The sequence below is a fragment of the Paenarthrobacter sp. TRD_SC_7 genome (assembly GCF_056156245.1).
Window position 1 is genome coordinate 3655397 of record NZ_CM149587.1, and the last position, 18932, is coordinate 3674328.

Consider the following 18932-nt stretch of genomic DNA (forward strand, 5'->3'; position numbering starts at 1 on the left):
GCGTGTCACGCTCTGAGAAGGTCAGCTTCACGGGAAGCACCGGCGACACATTGGCCGGCGTCGTGGACGTGCCCGAGGGTCCCGTCCGGGGCTGGGGCTTGTACTCGCACGGCCTCACTCTCGGCAAGGACAGCCCTGCCGCCTCCCGCATCTGCAAGGGACTCGCCGAGCAAGGTGTCGGGATGCTGCGTTTCGACAACCTGGGTTTGGGCGGCTCCGCTGGTGAATGGTCGGCGGGATCTTTTAGCGTGAAAGTGGCCGATACGATTCTGGCTGCGGACTTCATGCGCGAACAGGGCCGGGGAATCTCACTCCTGGTCGGCCACTCGTTTGGAGGCGCAGCGGTGCTGGCCGCAGCCCGCGACATCCCCGGCCTCAATGCTGTTGTGACGGTAGGCGCACCCTACGAACCCAAGCATGTTGAGCACATGTTCGACACCGAGATTGACGACATCCTGCGTGACGGCAGCGCAGTGGTGGACCTTGGCGGCCGGCCCATGGAGGTTCGCCGCCACTTTGTGGAGGACGTGGAACGCGCTGATCTGCGCGACTGCATCCGTACCCTCCACAAGCCGCTGATGGTGATGCACTCTCCCACCGATAACACCGTGGGGATAGACAATGCCAGCGAAATCTTCCGTACTGCCCGGCACCCCCGGAGTTTTATCTCCTTGGAGGGCAGCGAGCATCTCCTTACCGGGAAGGGCCAGGCAGCACGGGTTGCTCGGATCATCAGCGCCTGGGCGGACCCCTACCTTGAGGTCCGCGACGCTGGCTGATGACCCTGCCGGCCCAACTGGGTAGCAGCAGAGCGCGTTCTGATAGCTCAAAACGCGCTCTGCTGCGACCTGGATGGGTGACTATTTGCCTATGGCCGCTGTGCTTTCATTGAGCCACTGCTCGGCAGCCTTCTCCGGGGTCAGCCTCTTGAACAGGACCTCGGTGTTAATGCGGGCAGTGATCTCGGAGACGGCGGTTGAACCGGTGGGACCGATGAACGTTGGGGCGAAGTCCATCTTGCCGATCTGGTCGATGTAGGCGGCTTCTACCTTTCCCTGGGGTGTCAGCAGGTCCTGGATGGCCGTGCGCATACCGGAGTTGCTGGGTACGCCACGGTCACTCTGGATGATCTTTGCGGCGGCCTCATTGTTCACCAGGAAGCTGACCAGCTTGGCGGCCGCATCCGTGTGCTTGCTGCGGGCCGAGATGGTGTAGAACTGCGATGACTGGAGCCAGATGCCGGGTGTAGGAGTCTCGCCTGGCAACTTCAGCAGCTTCAGCTCGGCGCCGGAGGCTTTGCTGAGGGCGGTCAAGGAGTTGGTCCAAGTGAGCATCATGCCGGCCTGCCCCATACCCATGAGTGTCTGCTCGGTGCTGACGTTGAGCTTCTCCACGGTTTCGGAGGCGCTGGGTGCTGCGCCTGATTCGCTGAGCTTGACGGAGAAATCGAAGTAGTCCTGAACGGTTTCCCTGCCAAGTCCCAACTGGCCATCCTTCGTGTACAGGGATTCTCCCCTTTGCCGGGCAAAAGCATCCAGTGAGTCATGTGTGAGGACAGTGGCGGTGCCGTAGCTTCCCTTGGGACTCTTGGCTGTGATGTCGTCGGCTGTCTCTGCGAAGTCATCCCAGGACCACTTGCTGTCATCCGGAAGGGCTACTCCGGCAGCTTGGAAGACGGCGGGGTTCACTACGATAGCCAGAGCATTGGCACCAGTGGAGACACCGTACTGCTTGCCTTGCACCTGCCCGTTCTCCAGTGCTCCCTGGTCCATTTTGGAGAGGTCGAGGGACCCTTCAACTTTGGAGAGGTCCAGCAGTGCGCCGCGGTTGGCGTACTCGGCCGGGTAGGCGCCACCCATAGTGATGACATCAGGGGCGTCGTTTGCAGCGACTTGGGTAGCCAGCTTGTCGAAGTAGCCCCCGATGTCTCCGTACTCCGGCTTCACCTTGATGTCGGGGTTGGCAGCTTCGAACTCCTTGATGGCCTTGTTGGTCAGTTCGGCACGGGTGGCATTTCCCCACCACGAAAACCGGATCTCTACAGGGCCGTCTTCGGGCTGGTTGGATGACGGGCTGGAACACGCTGGAGTGAGGCCAAGCAGGCCCACCGCCGTGAAGAATGCTATGGATTTGCGGATACTTCGAAGAGATTTACGCGCCATTGGGTAAGCTTCTTTCAGACTCAAGAAAACGGTTCCTGAAACGTATCAAGACGGTGTATATTCGTCAATAGTTTTCACCATGAACTATTTGGGCCGCCCAAAGGAGCACGCTTTGACCCACCACTTGGACCAGATCCAGATTCGGGATCCCTACGTAGTTACTCTGCCGAAATCCGGGCAATATCTGCTGTTCGGAAGCACCGACAAGAACATTTGGTCGGGGCCCGCCACAGGATTCGACTGCTATCGGAGCAGTGACCTGATGACGTGGGACGGCCCGATCGAGGCCTTTCGACCACCGAACGGGTTCTGGAGCTCGGAGCAATTCTGGGCGCCTGAGGTGCACGAGTATCAAGGCCGCTACTTCATGTTTGCGACGTTCACCGCTCCAGGACGTTCCCGGGGAACACAGGTACTTTCTGCCGCCAAGCCGGAAGGTCCCTATGAACCATGGAGCGATGGTCCCATCACTCCCGGCGATTGGGAGTGCCTGGACGGCACTCTGCACGTTGACCACGAAGGCGCACCGTGGATGGTGTTCTGCCACGAGTGGAAACAGGTCCATGACGGCACCATCATGGCCCAGCTCCTCAGCCCGGACCTGCGGCAAGCCGTAGGCCAACCAATCTTCCTCTTCAGCGCGTCCGAAGCACCATGGGCCCGCGCACTTGATATCCCGTCAGTCCGGGACAGGGAGTCCCCTGTGTATGTCACTGACGGCCCGTTCTTGTTCAGACTTGGCACCGGCAAGCTCATCATGCTGTGGTCCAGCTTTGGCGACCAGGGCTATTCCATGGGCATTGCCCGGAGCGAATCCGGAACCGTGCTGGGGCCATGGACCCAAGAGGCTGAACCGCTGTGGGGCACCGATGGCGGGCATGGCATGATCGGCCGGGCGCTGGACGGAAGCCTGTTCCTCACACTTCATCAGCCCAACAACAGCCCTGACGAACGGGCTGCGTTCTTCCCGCTCCGTGAACTCGAGGACACCGTGGTCCTGGCTTCAGCTGGCTCCGACCCAGCTGGCATCCCCGCGATCGATCGCAAAGCATTGGTCCAGCGACACAACGTCCGGCAGGAGCACCTGGACCCGCGAAGCCCGGTCTCGGTGGGCAATGGCGAATTCGCCTTCACCGTGGACCTCACCGGACTTCAGTCGTTCCCCAACGACTACCCGGTGGGCGCACGTGATGATTTGCCTCCGGGAACGCTTCTTGGGATTCAGGCGCAGTGGGGTTGGCACTCCGTTCCACCGCCTCAGCCCTACGACCTCGCGGGCTCCACCGTCCTCTACGATTCGCCCCGTGGCCCCGTCCCCTACGTGGACATGGTGGGAGACATCGTGAACGACTGTGAAATCGCCACCTCCCTGGCCGAAACGTGGCTCAGGGCAAATGCGCATCGGCTGGATTTGGGGCGTATCGGCTTCCGTTGGACGGAGGGCGGCGCGGAACGTCCCCTCACGCCAGCCGACATCGCTGACGCCGAACAGACGCTCGACCTCTGGACCGGCGTAGTAACCAGCCGCTTCACGCTGGCGGGTCACCCCGTCACAGTTACGACGGCGTGCCACCCTGACCGTGATGAGCTCGGCATTCGCGTGGAGTCGGCAGCGCTTGCTGCGGGTTTAGTTGTGGGCGTCGACTTTCCGTATGGGTCCGAAGCTTGGCATGACGCCGCGGACTGGAACCACCCGGAATCTCACACCACCTCCCTCGAAGGCCCGAAGTTCCCCACACATGGGCATGACGGTGCCGCAGCATGGACAGCCCAACGCGAGCTGGACGATTCCCGCTACCAGGTGGTCATCGCAGGTAACGAACTGACCGTTGAACAGACTGCGCAGCACCGGCTCCGGGTCGCGCCCGCCTCAGCCGCCACCACCATGGATGTCTCCATTGCATTCCTTTCCGCCGGGGATGGCGGCTGCATCCCCCGAGGCAACAACAGGCTTGCCGGACCCACACAGGCAGCGAGCCCGGACGCCCACGCCAATTCCGGCGTCGGACCTTCGCCTGCTCGCAGCGTGGAGGACGCGTCCGCAGCCTATTGGCCCGCATTCTGGACATCAGGAGGGGCGATCGACCTCGATGCTACGGATGATCCCCGAGCCAAGGAATTGGAACGCAGGATTGTGCTGTCGCAGTACTTGACCGCGATCAATTGCTCGGGTTCGTTGCCGCCGCAGGAGACCGGGCTGGTTTGCAATTCGTGGCGTGGCCGCTTCCACTTAGAGATGCACTGGTGGCATGCCGCGCACTTTGCGCAGTGGAACAGAGTGGAACTCCTTCTGCCCTCCTTGCGGTGGTATTCCACTGTGCTGGAAACCTCACGGCAGACGGCGAAAGCGCAAGGATTCGACGGCGTTCGCTGGCCGAAACAGGCAGGACCGGACGGACGGGAAAGCCCGAGCCCCATCGGAACCTTCCTAATCTGGCAACAGCCACACCCGATCCACTTGGCCGAGCTGGTGTACCGCGCCCATCCGAGCCCGGAAGTGTTGGAGGAATTCGCGGAGATCGTCTTCGAATCGGCTGCGTTCATGGCCAGCTTCGCGCATCCCGCGTCACGCGGTTTTGAGCTCGGCCCTCCCTTGATTCCGGCGCAGGAGAGCTACGGCTCCATCCGAGCGAAGGTCACCAACCCCACGTTCGAACTGGCCTACTGGCAATGGGGATTGCGGACGGCGGCCGCGTGGCGTGAACGGCTGGGACTGGAACCTGTGCAGGAATGGTCGGAAGTGGCGGATGGCATGGTGCCGCCGCGGGTGATTGAGGGCGTGTACGCTGCGATCGACGTCGAACCGTTCACCATTCGTACCGACCATCCGTCCATGCTGTGCGCTCTCGGTGTCCTCCCGCAGACCGATCTCATTGATCCCGACATCATGCGCGCCACCCTCTCCGACGTTTTGGCCGACTGGGACTGGGGCAGCACCTGGGGTTGGGACTACGCCGTGATGGCCATGACCGCCGCGCGGCTGGAGGATCCGGAGGCCGCAGTGGATGCGCTCCTCCTGGGCGCCGGCAAGAATACCGTCCTCCTCAATGGGCACAATCGCCAAACCGACTCACTGCCGCTCTACTTACCGGGCAATGGTGGACTTCTTGCCGCAGTTGCCCTCATGGCCGCCGGCTGGGACAACGGACCGGACCGTCATGCGCCAGGATTTCCGGCCGACTGGACTGTTACTTGGGAAGGGCTGGTGCAGGCACCCTAAGAACTTGGCAGCAATAGGACCCGTCCGCTTATTCGCGGCGGGGTCCCACCGCAGCTCCGACGAGAGCCCCGAGGCCAACACCAATGAGGATGCCCAGGAAGGGCGAGTTGAAGACAAGCTGGCCAACGACGAGTCCCGCTGCAGCACCGAGGAGACAGGCGATCCACAATTGGTTATTCATGGCGGCCTCCGTTGAGAAACTGTCAGGCGCGGGGTGCCACGCGGCGCGAACCGAGGACTTTCTTGCGCGGCGACTCCCCCGCCTCCGTGTCAGCCTCGCGGATAGCTGACCACGACGCCGAGACGAGATACACCTGGCTCACCAGATTGAACCAGATCAGCAGGCCGATGATGATGGCAAAGGATGCCAGTACCGGGTTGTTGCCGGAACGGGCCAGAAGTTCAGTGCTGAAGAATTGCAGGATAGTGGTGCCGACACCCGCAAGCACCACGCCTTCCAAGAACGCGCGGCGCCCAAGCTTCAGGCCACCTGCGATACGAAAGAGTACTGCCGCCGTCGCGCAGTTCAGCAGGAGCGGAACCACGATCTTGACGGTTGCCGCGATGGGCGCCGCAACGTCCTCGTCCAGCTTGAGCAAGCCGATGAGCCACTCAGCTGCGATACCAAAGACGAGCGAGACGCCTGCGCTGATGACGAGGATGACGCCGAGGAGCAGCAGCGTGCCGGCATCGATGAGCTTCTGAAGGATCGCGTTGCGTACCAAGGGGTCCGCCTTCATGACCCCCCGAAGCCCTTCCCTGACGCTGGCGATCCAGCCAAGGGAAACAAAGACAGTGACAACCGCCGCGATGACGGCCGTCCACCCAAGTCCCGACGGGTTCAGCAGGGACTGTGGATCCACCAGCCCTTCGCCGCCATCCACCTGAAGAAGACCCGGAGCAGCCGCGGCCACGCTGTCGATCACGGCATCCTGCAGCGCAGGGTTACCGCCCAGGACGATGCCGGCAATAGCGAAGCCTGTGGTGAGGAGACCCGTCACGGAGAAGAACATGTTGAAGCCGATGCCGGCACTCAACAACGGCCCGTGTTGCCGCGTGTAGTGCTGGAAGGATCGCAGGGCCCGGTTGGTGTTCAGCCTGGCGAGTAAGAGTGCAAAGAACGCGCCCGACTTTTTGGGTAGGCCCTCGCCGGCGCGCTTGGCGTGGCCCCAGTCCTGCCTCTTACGGAGAAGTTGGAGTTTGAGTTTTGCCAGCTCAGTTGGCAGCGGAGGAACGTCCGCCTCTGTGGCTTGGATCCGCTTGCTGTGCTTCGTCAGTATCGCCGCCAAAGTCGAGCTCTTCCCGTAGCTGCCAAATTCCATTGGTGTCGTGCTCGTAAAGTCCCATGCTAACCACAGGGAAGGTCGCCCGGTAATCCCTGAGGACCGTTTCCGCTTCGTCAAGGTTTTCCTGGGCGACATCGTGCGCCACAGTGACGTGCGGGTGGTACGGGAAGGGCAACATCCGCTCGAGTGGGCCTGTTTGGAGTTTCTCGTGCAACTGCACGCACTCCTCAAAGCCTTCCTCTACGTTGACAAACACCACCGGCGAGATGGGACGGAAAGAACCCGTGCCGGAAATGGTGATGTCAAACGGTTCCTGGGTCCGTGCGACTTCCCGGACGTGTTCGCGGGTAGCCGCCCAGTCCTGGGTGGGTGTGGTGGTGATCAAGGTGATGTGGGCAGGAATGACCTCGGCCATCGGATCACCGAAGGAAGCCCTCCATTGCTGGAGTTCCCGGGCGATCTCCGGCGGGAAACCGAGGATTACACCGACGCACATGGTGTCATCGGCGCCGCAATCGGTGCCGGAAACAGCGGGCTGGCGGGAGTCGTCCGGACCGGCACCCTTGCGGGTGCCGGTCTTGACGTTGAGCTGGCCAGCGGAGCACATGGACTTAGCGGACTCCCTGGTTCCCGCGAGAGGCATCGCCGCGGTATGGCAGGAAGCCGACCTTGGAGTAGACGTCCGCGAGGGTTGCGGCCGCAATTTCGCGTGCCTTGTCCGCGCCGAGGGCCAGGAGCCGATCGAGTTCGGCGGGATCAGCCAGGAGTTCGTTGGCACGCTCCCGGATGGGTGCCAAGTGTCCGGAAACGAGTTCGGCCAGGTCAACCTTCAAGTGGCCGTACATCTTTCCCTGATAGTCAGCCACGATCTTCTCCACCGGCGTACCGCTGATGGCCGAGTAGATGGTCAGGAGGTTGGATACACCCGGCTTATTCTCGCGGTCGTACCGGATCTCGGTTTCGGTGTCCGTGACAGCGGACTTAATCCGCTTGGCTACCGTCTTTGGGTCATCCAGCAGGTTGATCAGCCCGGCCGGTGATTCCGCGGACTTGGACATCTTGGCCGTAGGGTTCTGGAGATCGTAAATCTTTGCCGATTCCTTCTGAATGAAGGCCTCGGGCACTTGGAACGTCTCGCCGAAGCGGCTGTTGAAGCGGGTGGCGAGATCGCGGCTCAATTCCACGTGCTGGCGCTGGTCTTCACCCACCGGCACACCGTGCGGCTGGTACAACAGAATGTCAGCGGCCTGCAGGATGGGGTAGGTAAACAGGCCAACACTGGCGTGGTCCGAACCCTGTTTCTGCGCCTTGTCCTTGAACTGGGTCATGCGGGCGGCTTCGCCCATACCCGTGATGCAGTTCAGGACCCACGCCAACTGGGCGTGCTCGGGAACCTGGGACTGGACGAAGAGGGTGCACTTTTCCACGTCTACACCGCCGGCGATGTACTGGGCGGCGGTAACCCGTGTGCGCCGGGCGAGCTCCGCCGGATCCTGCGGCACCGTGATGGCGTGCAAGTCAGGAATGAAGTACACGGCGTCATACTCGTCCTGCATTCGGACCCAGTTGACCAAAGCGCCGAGGTAGTTGCCAAGGTGCAGGGAGTCGGCGGAAGGCTGCATGCCGGACAGGACCCGATGCTTGGCGCCAACGGCCAGCTTGGTGGACGTCACATGCTTCGGTTCGGTCGCAGCAGCATTAGCCGATGCGCCGGTTTCGGTCGTGGTGGAACTAGTCATGGAGCAATACCTTAGGAAGCTTAGAGCCGGTAGTCGACTACCAGCGGAGCGTGGTCAGAGAAGCGGGTGTCCCACGAAGGCGCACGGTCCACTACAGCCGAGAAAGCGGCTGCTGCGAGGTCCGGAGTGGCCAGGTGGTAGTCGATGCGCCAGCCTGTGTCAGTGTCAAAGGCCTTACCGCGCTGGGACCACCAGGTGTAGGGGCCGACGACATTACCTGCCAGGCCCCTGTGGACATCCCTCCATCCGATTTCTTCACCGAGGAAACGGTCAAAGTACGCACGCTCCTCCGGGAGGAAGCCGGCACGTTTGACGTTGCCCTTCCAGTTCTTGATGTCGAGTTCAGTGTGTCCGACGTTGAGGTCGCCAACCACCAAAGCGTGGTCGCTGTGCTTGGCGAGCTCAGGCAAGCGGACGGTCATGGCATCGAGGAAACGGAACTTGTCGTCCTGCTTGGGGGTTCCCACTTCTCCGGAGTGCACATAGGCACTGACAACGGTGAGGGTGGCGGGCTCGCCGGCTGTGTTCTTGACGGTGTAATCCGCTTCGACCCAGCGCCCGGACGTATCGAAGTACTCGTCGCCAACGCCGACACGGGTGGCGGTGGGCTCCTCGCGGGACGCGATGGCCACACCGGCACGGCCCTTGGCCTCAGCTTCGGTGTGAAGGATGTGCCAGCCTTCGCCGATCAGCTTCCTGACGATGTCATCAGGGGCGCGGACTTCCTGAAGGCAGAGAATGTCTACCTCGCGAGGCTCCAGCCATTCCGCCATGCCGTTCTTGTAGGCAGCCCGCAGGCCATTGACGTTAACTGATGCGATGCGAAGGAAGTCCTTCTTCAATGCCGTACTCACCCGCTCTACTCTAGTCGATGATGGTGCCGGCCACGGGCTCGTCCGCGCCACCTGAAGACTTGATCATGTCCCGCGCATTCGTGGCCGTAATGGCGATGGTTTCCAGCGCGCGGTTGATGGTGTCCTGGTCCGCCGTTGCGCCCTTGGCACGTTCCTCGTCCACCACCCGGACCTGCACCTGGACAATCTTGAATGAGTGGTCCAGCTTGAGGTCGCGGACTTCATCTGCGTTGCTGCGCTCGGCGACTACGCGCGTGCCACCGCTGTCAGCAGCGGACGACGACGGCGCGCGGCCGGCTGCGGCGTTGAAGGCATTTTGCGCTTCGCTCAGCTTGGCACCGGCCCGCTGCGCGGCCTTGCGGATGCTCAGCACCACGAACGTTGCCAAGGCAAGCCACCCGAAAGCGATAACGGCAACAACCCAGCCCACAACATCGTTTTGGTTGGCCGCAAAGATGACGGCGACCAGGAAAGCGATGATGACGACTGTCATCCCCAGGCCGCCGATGCGGAAGCCTTTGAACAGGCCTTTACCAGCGGGGGACGTGGACGGGTGCGGGTCACCAAGAGATTGCATGAACCCATTCTCTCAAATGCGGAAAGGTGCCCTGTCCGCTTCCACGGACGGCGAACATGCCATGCTAGGATCCGCGCCTCTGCTGATTCCGGGTCTTGCCCGCCGACGTGGATTTGCGGTGCAGGAACCGCGCCGCCAGCAGAACCGGGTCCGACCTTGACTTACCCTCCATGACTTCGCAGAGTCTCTCAACCAGCGCGGCGGCCGCGGCAGGAATATCCACGTCAAGGGCGGAAATCGGGGGCTTGTGCTGCCGTGAGTGTTCAGAGTCCGAGCCCGTGCACACCAGCAGGTCCCCCGGGATACGGACTCCACGTTCCTGCATGGCCTGGGCTGCCCCGCTGGCGTGCCTACCCGTTAAGCAAAAAACTGCGCCCGGCAGGCCGTCGCCCAAAATCCTGGCACCCACTTGCCGACCACCCTCCACGCCGTCCCGTTCCGGTACATGATAAATCCGGGGTTCCTTGCCGGTTTCCAGGCACCAGGCAACGTAGGCGGCCTCGCAATCGAAGTTCCAAGCGTTCCTGTCCGTGCCGCCCACGTAGGCGATGGATCCAGCGCCCGCTGCAGCCAGGTGGTCCAAGACGACTCGTGTGGACGCTGCGTCGTCGTGAGCGACCCAGTTCCGGAAGTCGGGGCGGCCCGGATCGCGATCCCAGGTCACATAGGGAATTCCACGCTTCTCCAGCAAAGCCACCACTGGGTCATCCAGATGCGGGGCGAAAACTATGTAACCGTCCAGGGACATGGAAAACGGGGGAAGCGGTCCACGGCTCAAGTCGGGGACGAGCATCAGGCCCAGATTCCGATTCAGCGTCTCGGCCGCGGCTGCTCCCGCGAGTTTCATGAAGACGTCCACGCCATTGGGACCATAGTTGCCCAAGCTGTCCAAGGAACGGAACACCAGCCCGATCGCATTCATCTTGGAACTTCGAAGCCCCCGTGCCATGGCGTCTGCAACGTAACCCATCTCCGAGGCAACGGCGCGGACCCGTTCCCGGGTGGCCTCGCTGATGTTGCCCTTGCCATTGAGGGAGTGCGACACCGTGGTGATCGACACTCCGGCTTTCCGCGCTACGTCCCAGATCGTGGCGCCGTGTTGTAGTTCGCGGGCCATGGGCCTCCTGTATTCGTCTCCGAGGGACCTCGTGAGATCCGACTTCCGAAATTAACGATAAATCTCGCGGACCAGCTACACAAAAACGTTTTTCTTCCGTACTTTGAGCGTCACAAGTGATCCACCTCATCCAAGAGCCCACCCGCACTCAAACGGGGATGGCTCCCTCTAGGAGACCTATGCAGCTTCACCGCCACACATCCGCCGCACACAATCCCCGCGAGCGCGGCTTGGACATCGGCCGCACTTGGGAGGCTCAAACACGCAATACCGCAAAGCTCTACTTTGACTTCTTCGCCACGCTTGGCATCGCCCCGCAGAAAATCCGGGACGTTGCGGAGCAGAGCCATGCAGCCCTCCATGCCTGGTGCCCGGCACTGGCCGAGGAAGCTGAGGGCTGGGCCACCGGCGCCGGACTCGAGACCTGGGAGCTGAGTGTGGTCAACGCACGCACTGAGATTCTTGCGGCGGCACCCCGGAAGGTCGTCTCCCATGAATGCTCGACGGCGGTCTACGCACCAGCCCGGACTTCGGCGCCGGAAACCATTCAGACCTGGGACTGGCATGACCACCTCGCCCCCGACGGACTCTTGCTCGAGCTAACCCCATCCCCCGGTCGGACCACCAAGACGTTCACGGAGTTCGGGACGCTGGGCAAGATCGGTGTCAACAGTGAGGGCCTCGGCCTGCATTTCAACATCCTTGCCCACTCAAGGGATGATGACTCCGCTGGAGTTCCGGTCCACGCAATCGCCCGCCGCATCCTCGATGAGGCCTCGACCATCGACCAAGCTATCGACATCGCGTCCTCAGCAAGAGTTAGCGCCTCTACCGTCTTCACTGTTTTCACAGCTACCGCTTCCGGCACCAGTACCCCGCGCCTGGCCGCCAGCATCGAGGTCTCTCCCGCCGGCACCGGCGTCGTGGATGCCGGCAGCGACGGCTGGCTGCTCCACACAAACCACTTCCTGGACCCCGTCCTCGCGGAAGAGGACGCAATCGACGACGGCGCGTTGTCGCCCCAGCGCCTGACCCACCTTGGGCGCGTGAGAACGGAGCTCGCCGGCCTGGGCATCGCGGACCGGGCCAAGCAGTTCTGCTCGTCAGAGGGAGCTTCATCCGTGGTCTGTTTCCATCCTGACGCCTCGGCGCCGCGACACGAGCAGTGGCAGACGCTGCTGACCATCAGCGTCGATGCCGGCGACTGCTCCCTCGCTTACGCAGCTGCCAACCCCGCCGACGCCGCACGCGATGGCTTCCTGACCTTCTAAGCCAGACCAGCCTCACGACCCCAACAAAACAACCAACGAAAGGCACTTCCTTGCCGCAATCCCTTCAGCCCAATGTTGCGCTGGAACCACAAGGTCCGTCGTCCAAGCGCCCCGTCTCAGCTGCACGTACTTTCTTCGTCTCCTGTTTTGGAACCGCACTGGAGTTTTATGACTTCACCATCTACGGGTTGGCTGCAGCCTTGGTGTTTCCGCAGCTCTTCTTCCCCAACCTTGATCCTCTGACCGGAACATTGGTGGCGTTCGCTTCCTTCGGTGCCGGATTCCTGGCCCGGCCCTTGGGCGGTATCGTCCTGGGCCACTTCGGCGACCGTCTCGGCCGGCGCAAGATCCTGATCCTCACGCTCATCCTGATGGGTGGGAGCACCTTCTTGATCGGCTGCCTGCCCAGTGCAGATTCGATCGGTGCCACGGCCCCTATGCTGCTCATCGCATTGCGTCTGGTTCAAGGATTCTCTGCCGGCGGTGAATGGGGAGGCGCTGCCTTGTTAGGAATCGAGGCGGCACCGGCGGGTCGCCGAGGACTGTGGGGAAGCTTCACCAGCATGGGCATTGGGCTGGGCGTGCTTATGGGTTCCGGCGTTTTTACGCTCACTGACGCCTTCGCGGGCGGCGAAGTGGCCAGCTTTGCTTGGCGGGTACCCTTCTGGATCGGCGGCCTCCTGGTGCTGGCTGGCCTTATTGCCCGGCTGACCCTACCCCAGGACGAACGCCCTTCCGGCACCCAGGCACCCAGGATTCCACTGTTGGCAGTCCTCAAGTCGCATCCGCGGCAGATCCTGATGTCGATCGGCGTCAGCTACGGCTACAACACCTTCACCTACATCGCCACAGTGTTCCTCATGTCGTACGTGCTCCAGCGCGGCTATTCCGACAGTGAATCACTTCAGTTCCAGCTGTGGGGTGCCCTGGCCAGCGTCATCTCCGCGCCTCTCGCCGCGATACTTTCCGACAGGATCGGCCGTAAGCCGGTGATGATAGGTGGTTCGGTGATGCTCATCATCTACTTCCTGGCGTTCTTTCCGGCCATCGAGACACACACCGGCTGGCTTGCCCTCCTGATGTTCACGCTGGGCGGCGCGCTGAACACCGTTCCGCAGGGCCCGTTGCCGGCATTCCTTGGCGAACAGTTCCCGGCAGCTTCCCGCTACTCGGCCATTTCGGCCAGCTATCAGATCGGCTCAGCCCTGGGTGGCGGCACGGCAGCCACTGTGGCCACGGCATTGCTGATCGCCACGCAAGGCGACCCGATCGGCGTCGTGATTTACACAGTCTCCGCGCTGGCAGTCATGGGACTGTGTTCTTGGGGCCTGCGCGACAACGCAAAGCTGACCATGGCTGAGATCGAGACGGCCTAGGACCCGTGCGGGCTGCGCCGCTGGTCCTACTTCAGGAAAAGCTGGCGCAGCCTTCCCGTGGTCAGCATGATCCCGAGCGCGATCATCACAACGTAGTAACCCACGTGGATGGCAGTGGCCGGACTGAACGAGCCCACGCTGATCTGCCGCAGCAACTCCACCCCGTGCCACAAGGGCATGGCTTGAATGAACCACTGGATGACCTGCGGGTAGACGCTGAGCGGGTAAAACGTGGCGCTGAACAGGAACATGGGCAGCAGGAAGAAGTTGATCCAGTCCATCTGCTGGAAGGTCTTCATGAAGCTGGTGATGCCCATGCCGAAGCTCGCGAAGCCGAACGCGATCAACACCGACGCCGGAATGACCAGGATGGCCCACCAGCTGGTGAGCAGCCCCATCACCCCCATGACAGCGGTGAATCCCGTGGCGTAAAGCAGGCCCCGCAGGAGGGCCAGGAAGATCTCGCCAATGGCGACGTCCAGCGGGCCCAGGGACGTGTAGAGCATTCCCTGATAGAGCTTGGCGAAGTTCATCTTGAAGAAGACGTTCCACGTGGAGTCGTAAATTGCTCCGTTCATGGCCGAGACCGCGAGGAGTGCCGGCGCAATATACGCGGCATAGCTGATTTCCTCGCCGCCCGGCCCTTGGACCGTGCCCACTATCGAACCCATGCCCACGCCCATGGCCAGCAGGAACAGCACTGGTTCGAAGAACCCGGACACCATCACCAGCCACGTACTGCTCTTGGCAGCCATGAGCCCGCGGCCCACCACGGCCTTGGCGTTGCGCGAGTAAAGGGAACCGAACTTCCGCTCACGGGCAAGGTCCGTGGCGCTGTGGCCACCTGTCAGGACACTCACGAGCCCATCCTTTTCACGAACTGGCGCCGGACAAGTATCCAGCCCACCGTCGCTGTCGCCACGAGGAACACCATGTGGATGATCGTCAGCAGCGGGTCCTGGTCCATCCCGTAGGTGAATACCCGGCCCAGCTCGGTTCCATGCCACACCGGTGAGATCCAACCGATCCAACGAACGGCGATCGGCAGCGAATCCAGCGGGAAGAACGTCCCGGAGAACAGGAACAGCGGCATCACTATGAAGCGTTGCACCAACGCGAACTGCCCTTTGTCCTGGGTGATGCTTGCTGCATAGGCCATCAGGGGCAGGCCAAAGCTCAGGGCAGCCACCGTTGCCACGATGGCCGATACCCAACCCCATGGGCTCGGTGAAGCGCCAAACATAGCCACGACCGCGAAGTAGACCACCGATTGCAACAGGAACCGCAGGGAACTGGCCATGATGTGTCCACTGGCGATCTGCTGCGGAATCAGCGGCGAGGCATGTGGTCCGTAGAACACGCGGCGCCATTTGAAACCGTCCATGATGGGATAAGAGAACTCCCCCGACGCCGTCATCACCGCCGCGGAGACCAACAAAGCCGGAGCCACGAACTCCAGATAGCTGACACCGCCGAACGCCGCCTCGCTGTTGGCGTCCACCAAGCTGGCGAGGCCAACTCCCATGGCGAAGAGGTACGCCACGGGCTGCCCCACGCTGTACAGGATCACGGACCAGCCGTAGTTCCGCATGACGCGAAGCACCTGCTCCGCATAGAAGAAGGAACCCCAGCGTCGCGCCCGGGCAGCCGAAATCTCAGGTGAGTGGGCCCGCAACGGCTGCGCCGCCGTCGTGCGTGGTTTGTTCACCGACTCAGTCAACGAGGCTCCTGCCGGTCAACCGCAGGAAGACATCCTCCAGCGACGAGCGGCGCACCAACGAGGTCATCGGGTGCAGCCCGCGGGCAGTGACCTGCTCCAGGGCGGCCTCGCCGTCGTGCGCGTAGATGAGCACGCGGTCAGGCAGCGTCTCCAGCCGCTCGCCGATGCCTTGAAGTTCGACGCCGATGGTCGCGTTCCGCTCGGACCCGAACCTGAGCTCGAGTACTTCGCGCGAGGAGTGCTCGCGGATGAGGTTGGCCGGAGATCCCTCGGCCATGATGCGGCCTTTGTCCACCACAATCAGGCGATCGCAGAGTTGTTCGGCCTCGTCCATGTAGTGCGTGGTGAGGATGAGGGTGACGCCGTTTTCCTTGAGCCGGAACAGCCTGTCCCACAAGATGTGGCGCGCCTGCGGGTCGAGCCCGGTAGTCGGTTCGTCGAGGAGCAGGATCCGTGGCTCGTTGATCAAAGATCGGGCGATGGTGAGCCGGCGCTTCATGCCTCCGGAGAGCGCGTCCACCTTCGAGTTGGCCTTGTCAGTCAGCTGCGCGAATTCCAGGAGCTCATCAGCTTTCGGCCGTAGGTAGCTCAGGGGCAGGCCGAAGTAGCGCCCATAGACAATCAGGTTTTCGCGGACCCTAAGCTCTTCGTCCAGGTTGTCCTGCTGTGGAACGACGCCCAGATGCGCCCTCACTTCGGGGCCGTGGGATTCGGGGTCCAGGCCCATGATGCTGAGCGTGCCCGAGGTGCGTTGGGATACGCCACCGATCATTTTCATAGTGGTGGACTTGCCCGCACCGTTGGGCCCCAGCAGCCCGAAGGACTCCCCCGCTGGTACGTCGAAGGAGATGTTGTCCACGGCGGTGAGGTCACCATAGGCCTTGGTGAGGTTCCGGGCGCTAATGACGGTTGGTCGGTTCATGTCGAAGCCGGATTGCGACGATTCTGACTGAGTTGGTGATGGTGTCGGAGAGCGGATTGCTTCATTGTGCACCCTCAGCACACTAGTAGCGCCCCCTGACATGTGAAAGGGCTCTTGCAGATTCTTTTGCAAGAGCCCTCTCGGTTTTGGGACGTACTAGGCGATGCCCGCCTGGCGCTCCGCACTCTCCACCACGTTCGCGAGCAGCATGGCGCGCGTCATCGGACCTACGCCGCCCGGGTTCGGGGACAGCCAAGCGGCGACGTCGGCAGCCGCCGGGTCCACGTCTCCGGTGACAACAGCTTTACCGTTGCCGTCGTCCACACGGCTGACGCCGACGTCGAGCACTATTGCGCCGGGCTTGAGGTTTTCAGCCTTGATCATGTGCGGGACGCCTGCGGCGGCAATCACGACGTCGGCCTGCTTGAGTTCCGCCGGCAGGTCCACCGTTCCGGTGTGGGCGAGGATGACTGTGGCGTTGACTTCCTTGCGGGTCAACAGAAGGCCAATGGGGCGGCCGATGGTGACGCCGCGGCCGACCACCAGGACGCGCTTGCCCTTGAGCTCAATGTTGTGGCGGCGGAGCAACTCCACACAGCCTTTGGGCGTGCAGGGCAGCGGGGACTTCATCTCGCCGTTGACGTTGGCCACCAGGCGGCCGAGGTTCATGGGGTGCAGGCCATCGGCGTCCTTGTCAGGGTCCATGGCTTCCAGGATGACGTCCTGGTCGATGTGCTTGGGCAGGGGCAGCTGGACAATGTAGCCCGTGCACTCAGGGTTGTCGTTGAGTTCACGGACAACCTTCAGGAGGTCTTCCTGTGAGATGTCTTCGGGGAGGTCGCGGCGGATGGACTGGATGCCAACCTCGGCGCAGTCCTTGTGCTTGCCGCCGACGTACCAGGTGCTGCCGGGGTCGGAACCCACCAGGATGGTGCCCAGGCCGGGGACGATTCCCTTAGCGGCAAGGACGGAAACGCGAGTGGTCAGTTCTGCCTTGATGGCTGCGGCGGTGGCCTTGCCGTCAAGGATTTGTGCGGTGGACTGTGTCATTCCATCTGCTCTTTCTGGTGGGTGACCTGTTGGCTCATGCCAACGGGACCCGCCGCCGAAGGTGTGGCGGCGGATCCCGTTGGCTCCGGTTCAATGTCCGGGTGATGCTGTTACGGCTTGGGGAGGCCGCTTACCACTGCTCGTGCTGCGGGTACAGCGGGAAGTCAGCGGCAAGCTTGTCGACGCGGGCCTGAAGGGCCTCAACATCCGTAGCGGAGCCTGCCTTCAGCGCGGTGGCGATAATCTCGGCAACCTCGGTGAACTCGGTGGCACCGAATCCGCGGGTAGCCAGCGCAGGCGTACCGATGCGGAGGCCGGAGGTGACCATCGGCGGGCGCGGGTCGAACGGAACAGCGTTGCGGTTCACGGTGATGCCCACGGAGTGCAGGAGGTCTTCGGCCTGCTGGCCGTCCAGCTGCGAGTTGCGCAGGTCAACCAAGACCAGGTGAACGTCGGTGCCGCCGGTGAGGACCGAGACGCCGGCTTCGGCGACGTCGGACTGGTTCAGGCGGTCGGCGATGATCTTGGCACCCTCGAGGACGCGCTCCTGGCGCTCCTTGAACTCTTCGCTGCCGGCAATCTTGAAGGCAACAGCCTTGGCGGCAATCACGTGCATGAGCGGGCCGCCCTGCTGGCCCGGGAAGACGTTGGAGTTGAGCTTCTTGGCCCACTCCTGCTTGGCCAAAATCACACCGGAACGCGGACCCGCGAGGGTCTTGTGAACCGTGGAGGTGACGACGTCGGAGTACGGAACCGGGCTCGGGTGCAGGCCAGCTGCGACCAGGCCGGCGAAGTGTGCCATGTCCGTCCAGAGGAGGGCGCCCACCTCGTCAGCGATGGAGCGGAAGGCCGCGAAGTCGAGGTGACGCGGGTAGGCGGACCAACCGGCGATGATGACCTGCGGCTTCTCGGCAATGGCCTGCTCGCGCAGCTTGTCCATGTCCACGCGGAAGTTGTCTTCTTCAACCTGGTAGGCAGCCACGTTGTAGAGCTTGCCGGAGAAGTTGAGCTTCATGCCGTGGGTCAGGTGTCCACCGTGTGCCAGGGACAGGCCAAGGATCTTGTCGCCCGGGGTGATCATGGCGGACAGCGCAGCAGCGTTGGCCTGGGCGCCGGAGTGCGGCTGGACGTTGGCGTACTCGGCGTTGAAGAGTTCCTTGACGCGGTCGATGGCGAGCTGCTCGGCGACGTCGACGTACTCACAACCGCCGTAGTAGCGGCGGCCCGGGTAGCCCTCGGCGTACTTGTTGGTCAGGACGGAACCCTGGGCTTCCATGACGGCGCGGGGTGCGAAGTTTTCGGACGCAATCATTTCCAGGGTGCCGCGCTGGCGGCCGAGTTCCTGGTTGAGGACTGCTGCGATCTCGGGATCGAGATCGGCGAGCGACTGGTTGCTGACAGACGCGGAAGTGGTTGTGGTAGTCACGGAGATCTCCTGGCTGGGCGACGGGTGGTGCTACAGGTCAGGCTACCGGCAGCAGCATTCCCGCGTCCCCTTGATTACGGAGGGATCGGTCACGTGCGTGCAGCGGTAAGACATGACCCTCGGCCCAGGCGTACGATCCGTGGTCTTCATGATTGCCGCTCCCTGGTGGTAGTCCACCCAACGCCAGTTGCGACCCGTTAACAGTACAACAA

General features: G+C 62.5%; 17 protein-coding genes, 1 pseudogene and 1 riboswitch. Of the genes and pseudogenes, 5 read left to right on the plus strand and 13 right to left on the minus strand.

Going from position 1 to position 18932, the window contains the following annotated elements; translation table 11 throughout:
- Positions 1-2: 2 nt before the first annotated feature.
- Positions 3-779 (plus strand): alpha/beta hydrolase family protein, encoded by a 777-nt coding sequence (locus AC0J5Z_RS17425; RefSeq protein WP_475034717.1) that lies wholly within the window; start codon positions 3-5, stop codon positions 777-779.
- 81 nt (positions 780-860) lie between these two features.
- Here the strand turns inward: AC0J5Z_RS17425 and AC0J5Z_RS17430 are convergent, their stop codons facing one another.
- The gene (locus AC0J5Z_RS17430; RefSeq protein ID WP_475034720.1) at positions 861-2162 is read right to left on the minus strand and encodes an ABC transporter substrate-binding protein; all 1302 of its coding nucleotides are present in this window, start codon (positions 2160-2162) and stop codon (positions 861-863) included.
- Between the two features lie 79 nt (positions 2163-2241).
- Here AC0J5Z_RS17430 and AC0J5Z_RS17435 point away from each other — a divergent pair.
- Both AC0J5Z_RS17435 and AC0J5Z_RS17440 read left to right on the plus strand, forming a co-directional pair.
- Positions 2242-3090: pseudogene (locus AC0J5Z_RS17435) on the plus strand (glycoside hydrolase family 43 protein); the annotation flags it as partial.
- 108 nt (positions 3091-3198) lie between these two features.
- A complete protein-coding gene (locus AC0J5Z_RS17440) occupies positions 3199-5382 on the plus strand; it encodes a hypothetical protein (protein WP_475039767.1) in 2184 nt (727 codons plus the stop codon).
- Between the two features lie 28 nt (positions 5383-5410).
- Here the strand turns inward: AC0J5Z_RS17440 and AC0J5Z_RS17445 are convergent, their stop codons facing one another.
- From AC0J5Z_RS17445 to AC0J5Z_RS17475, 7 genes are all read right to left on the minus strand, one after another.
- On the minus strand, positions 5411-5563 hold the full coding sequence (locus AC0J5Z_RS17445) for a hypothetical protein (protein WP_475034722.1): 153 nt from the start codon (positions 5561-5563) through the stop codon (positions 5411-5413).
- A gap of 22 nt (positions 5564-5585) precedes the next feature.
- Positions 5586-6671, minus strand: a complete 1086-nt coding sequence (locus tag AC0J5Z_RS17450) for a YihY/virulence factor BrkB family protein (RefSeq protein WP_475034724.1) — start codon at positions 6669-6671, stop codon at positions 5586-5588.
- On the minus strand, positions 6598-7275 hold the full coding sequence (locus AC0J5Z_RS17455) for a 2'-5' RNA ligase family protein (RefSeq protein WP_475034726.1): 678 nt from the start codon (positions 7273-7275) through the stop codon (positions 6598-6600). The genes AC0J5Z_RS17450 and AC0J5Z_RS17455 overlap by 74 nt, the downstream gene beginning before the upstream one ends.
- A gap of 4 nt (positions 7276-7279) precedes the next feature.
- Positions 7280-8407 carry a tryptophan--tRNA ligase gene (gene trpS / locus AC0J5Z_RS17460; RefSeq protein WP_475034729.1) on the minus strand — a complete coding sequence of 376 codons (1128 nt, stop codon included), beginning with the start codon at positions 8405-8407 and terminating at the stop codon, positions 7280-7282.
- Between the two features lie 20 nt (positions 8408-8427).
- A complete protein-coding gene (locus AC0J5Z_RS17465; protein WP_475034733.1) occupies positions 8428-9261 on the minus strand; it encodes an exodeoxyribonuclease III in 834 nt (277 codons plus the stop codon).
- A 10-nt stretch (positions 9262-9271) separates the two neighbouring features.
- Positions 9272-9838 (minus strand): hypothetical protein, encoded by a 567-nt coding sequence (locus AC0J5Z_RS17470; RefSeq protein ID WP_475034736.1) that lies wholly within the window; start codon positions 9836-9838, stop codon positions 9272-9274.
- 64 nt (positions 9839-9902) lie between these two features.
- Positions 9903-10955, minus strand: a complete 1053-nt coding sequence (locus AC0J5Z_RS17475; RefSeq protein ID WP_475034739.1) for a LacI family DNA-binding transcriptional regulator — start codon at positions 10953-10955, stop codon at positions 9903-9905.
- A gap of 179 nt (positions 10956-11134) precedes the next feature.
- Between AC0J5Z_RS17475 and AC0J5Z_RS17480 the strand changes: the two genes are divergently transcribed.
- Both AC0J5Z_RS17480 and AC0J5Z_RS17485 read left to right on the plus strand, forming a co-directional pair.
- On the plus strand, positions 11135-12226 hold the full coding sequence (locus tag AC0J5Z_RS17480) for a C45 family autoproteolytic acyltransferase/hydolase (protein WP_475034742.1): 1092 nt from the start codon (positions 11135-11137) through the stop codon (positions 12224-12226).
- Between the two features lie 50 nt (positions 12227-12276).
- Positions 12277-13602 carry an MFS transporter gene (locus AC0J5Z_RS17485; RefSeq protein WP_475034744.1) on the plus strand — a complete coding sequence of 442 codons (1326 nt, stop codon included), beginning with the start codon at positions 12277-12279 and terminating at the stop codon, positions 13600-13602.
- 26 nt (positions 13603-13628) lie between these two features.
- On the opposite strand, the gene AC0J5Z_RS17490 is transcribed toward AC0J5Z_RS17485, so the two are convergent.
- The 5 genes from AC0J5Z_RS17490 to glyA form a co-directional block, all read right to left on the minus strand.
- Positions 13629-14462, minus strand: a complete 834-nt coding sequence (locus AC0J5Z_RS17490; protein WP_011773963.1) for an ABC transporter permease — start codon at positions 14460-14462, stop codon at positions 13629-13631.
- Positions 14459-15310 carry an ABC transporter permease gene (locus tag AC0J5Z_RS17495; protein WP_475034746.1) on the minus strand — a complete coding sequence of 284 codons (852 nt, stop codon included), beginning with the start codon at positions 15308-15310 and terminating at the stop codon, positions 14459-14461. Before AC0J5Z_RS17495 ends, AC0J5Z_RS17490 begins: the two co-directional genes overlap by 4 nt.
- 4 nt (positions 15311-15314) lie before the next feature.
- The gene (locus tag AC0J5Z_RS17500) at positions 15315-16244 is read right to left on the minus strand and encodes an ABC transporter ATP-binding protein (protein ID WP_475034748.1); all 930 of its coding nucleotides are present in this window, start codon (positions 16242-16244) and stop codon (positions 15315-15317) included.
- Between the two features lie 156 nt (positions 16245-16400).
- Entirely contained in the window at positions 16401-17294 is an 894-nt protein-coding gene (locus tag AC0J5Z_RS17505; RefSeq protein WP_475034751.1) for a bifunctional methylenetetrahydrofolate dehydrogenase/methenyltetrahydrofolate cyclohydrolase, read from the minus strand.
- 130 nt (positions 17295-17424) lie between these two features.
- Positions 17425-18720 carry a serine hydroxymethyltransferase gene (gene glyA, locus AC0J5Z_RS17510; protein ID WP_475034754.1) on the minus strand — a complete coding sequence of 432 codons (1296 nt, stop codon included), beginning with the start codon at positions 18718-18720 and terminating at the stop codon, positions 17425-17427.
- Between the two features lie 115 nt (positions 18721-18835).
- Positions 18836-18921: riboswitch (ZMP/ZTP riboswitch) on the minus strand.
- Between the last annotated feature and the right edge of the window lie 11 nt (positions 18922-18932).

Coding starts and splice junctions, on each gene's coding strand:
- AC0J5Z_RS17430 (WP_475034720.1), bottom strand. CDS start 2,162: ATGGCGCGTAAATCTCTTCGAAGTATCCGCAAATCCATAGCATTCTTC.
- AC0J5Z_RS17445 (WP_475034722.1), bottom strand. CDS start 5,563: ATGAATAACCAATTGTGGATCGCCTGTCTCCTCGGTGCTGCAGCGGGA.
- AC0J5Z_RS17455 (WP_475034726.1), bottom strand. CDS start 7,275: ATGTGCTCCGCTGGCCAGCTCAACGTCAAGACCGGCACCCGCAAGGGT.
- trpS (WP_475034729.1), bottom strand. CDS start 8,407: ATGACTAGTTCCACCACGACCGAAACCGGCGCATCGGCTAATGCTGCT.
- AC0J5Z_RS17470 (WP_475034736.1), bottom strand. CDS start 9,838: ATGCAATCTCTTGGTGACCCGCACCCGTCCACGTCCCCCGCTGGTAAA.
- AC0J5Z_RS17475 (WP_475034739.1), bottom strand. CDS start 10,955: ATGGCCCGCGAACTACAACACGGCGCCACGATCTGGGACGTAGCGCGG.
- AC0J5Z_RS17480 (WP_475034742.1), top strand. CDS start 11,135: ATGCAGCTTCACCGCCACACATCCGCCGCACACAATCCCCGCGAGCGC.
- AC0J5Z_RS17500 (WP_475034748.1), bottom strand. CDS start 16,244: ATGAACCGACCAACCGTCATTAGCGCCCGGAACCTCACCAAGGCCTAT.
- AC0J5Z_RS17505 (WP_475034751.1), bottom strand. CDS start 17,294: ATGACACAGTCCACCGCACAAATCCTTGACGGCAAGGCCACCGCCGCA.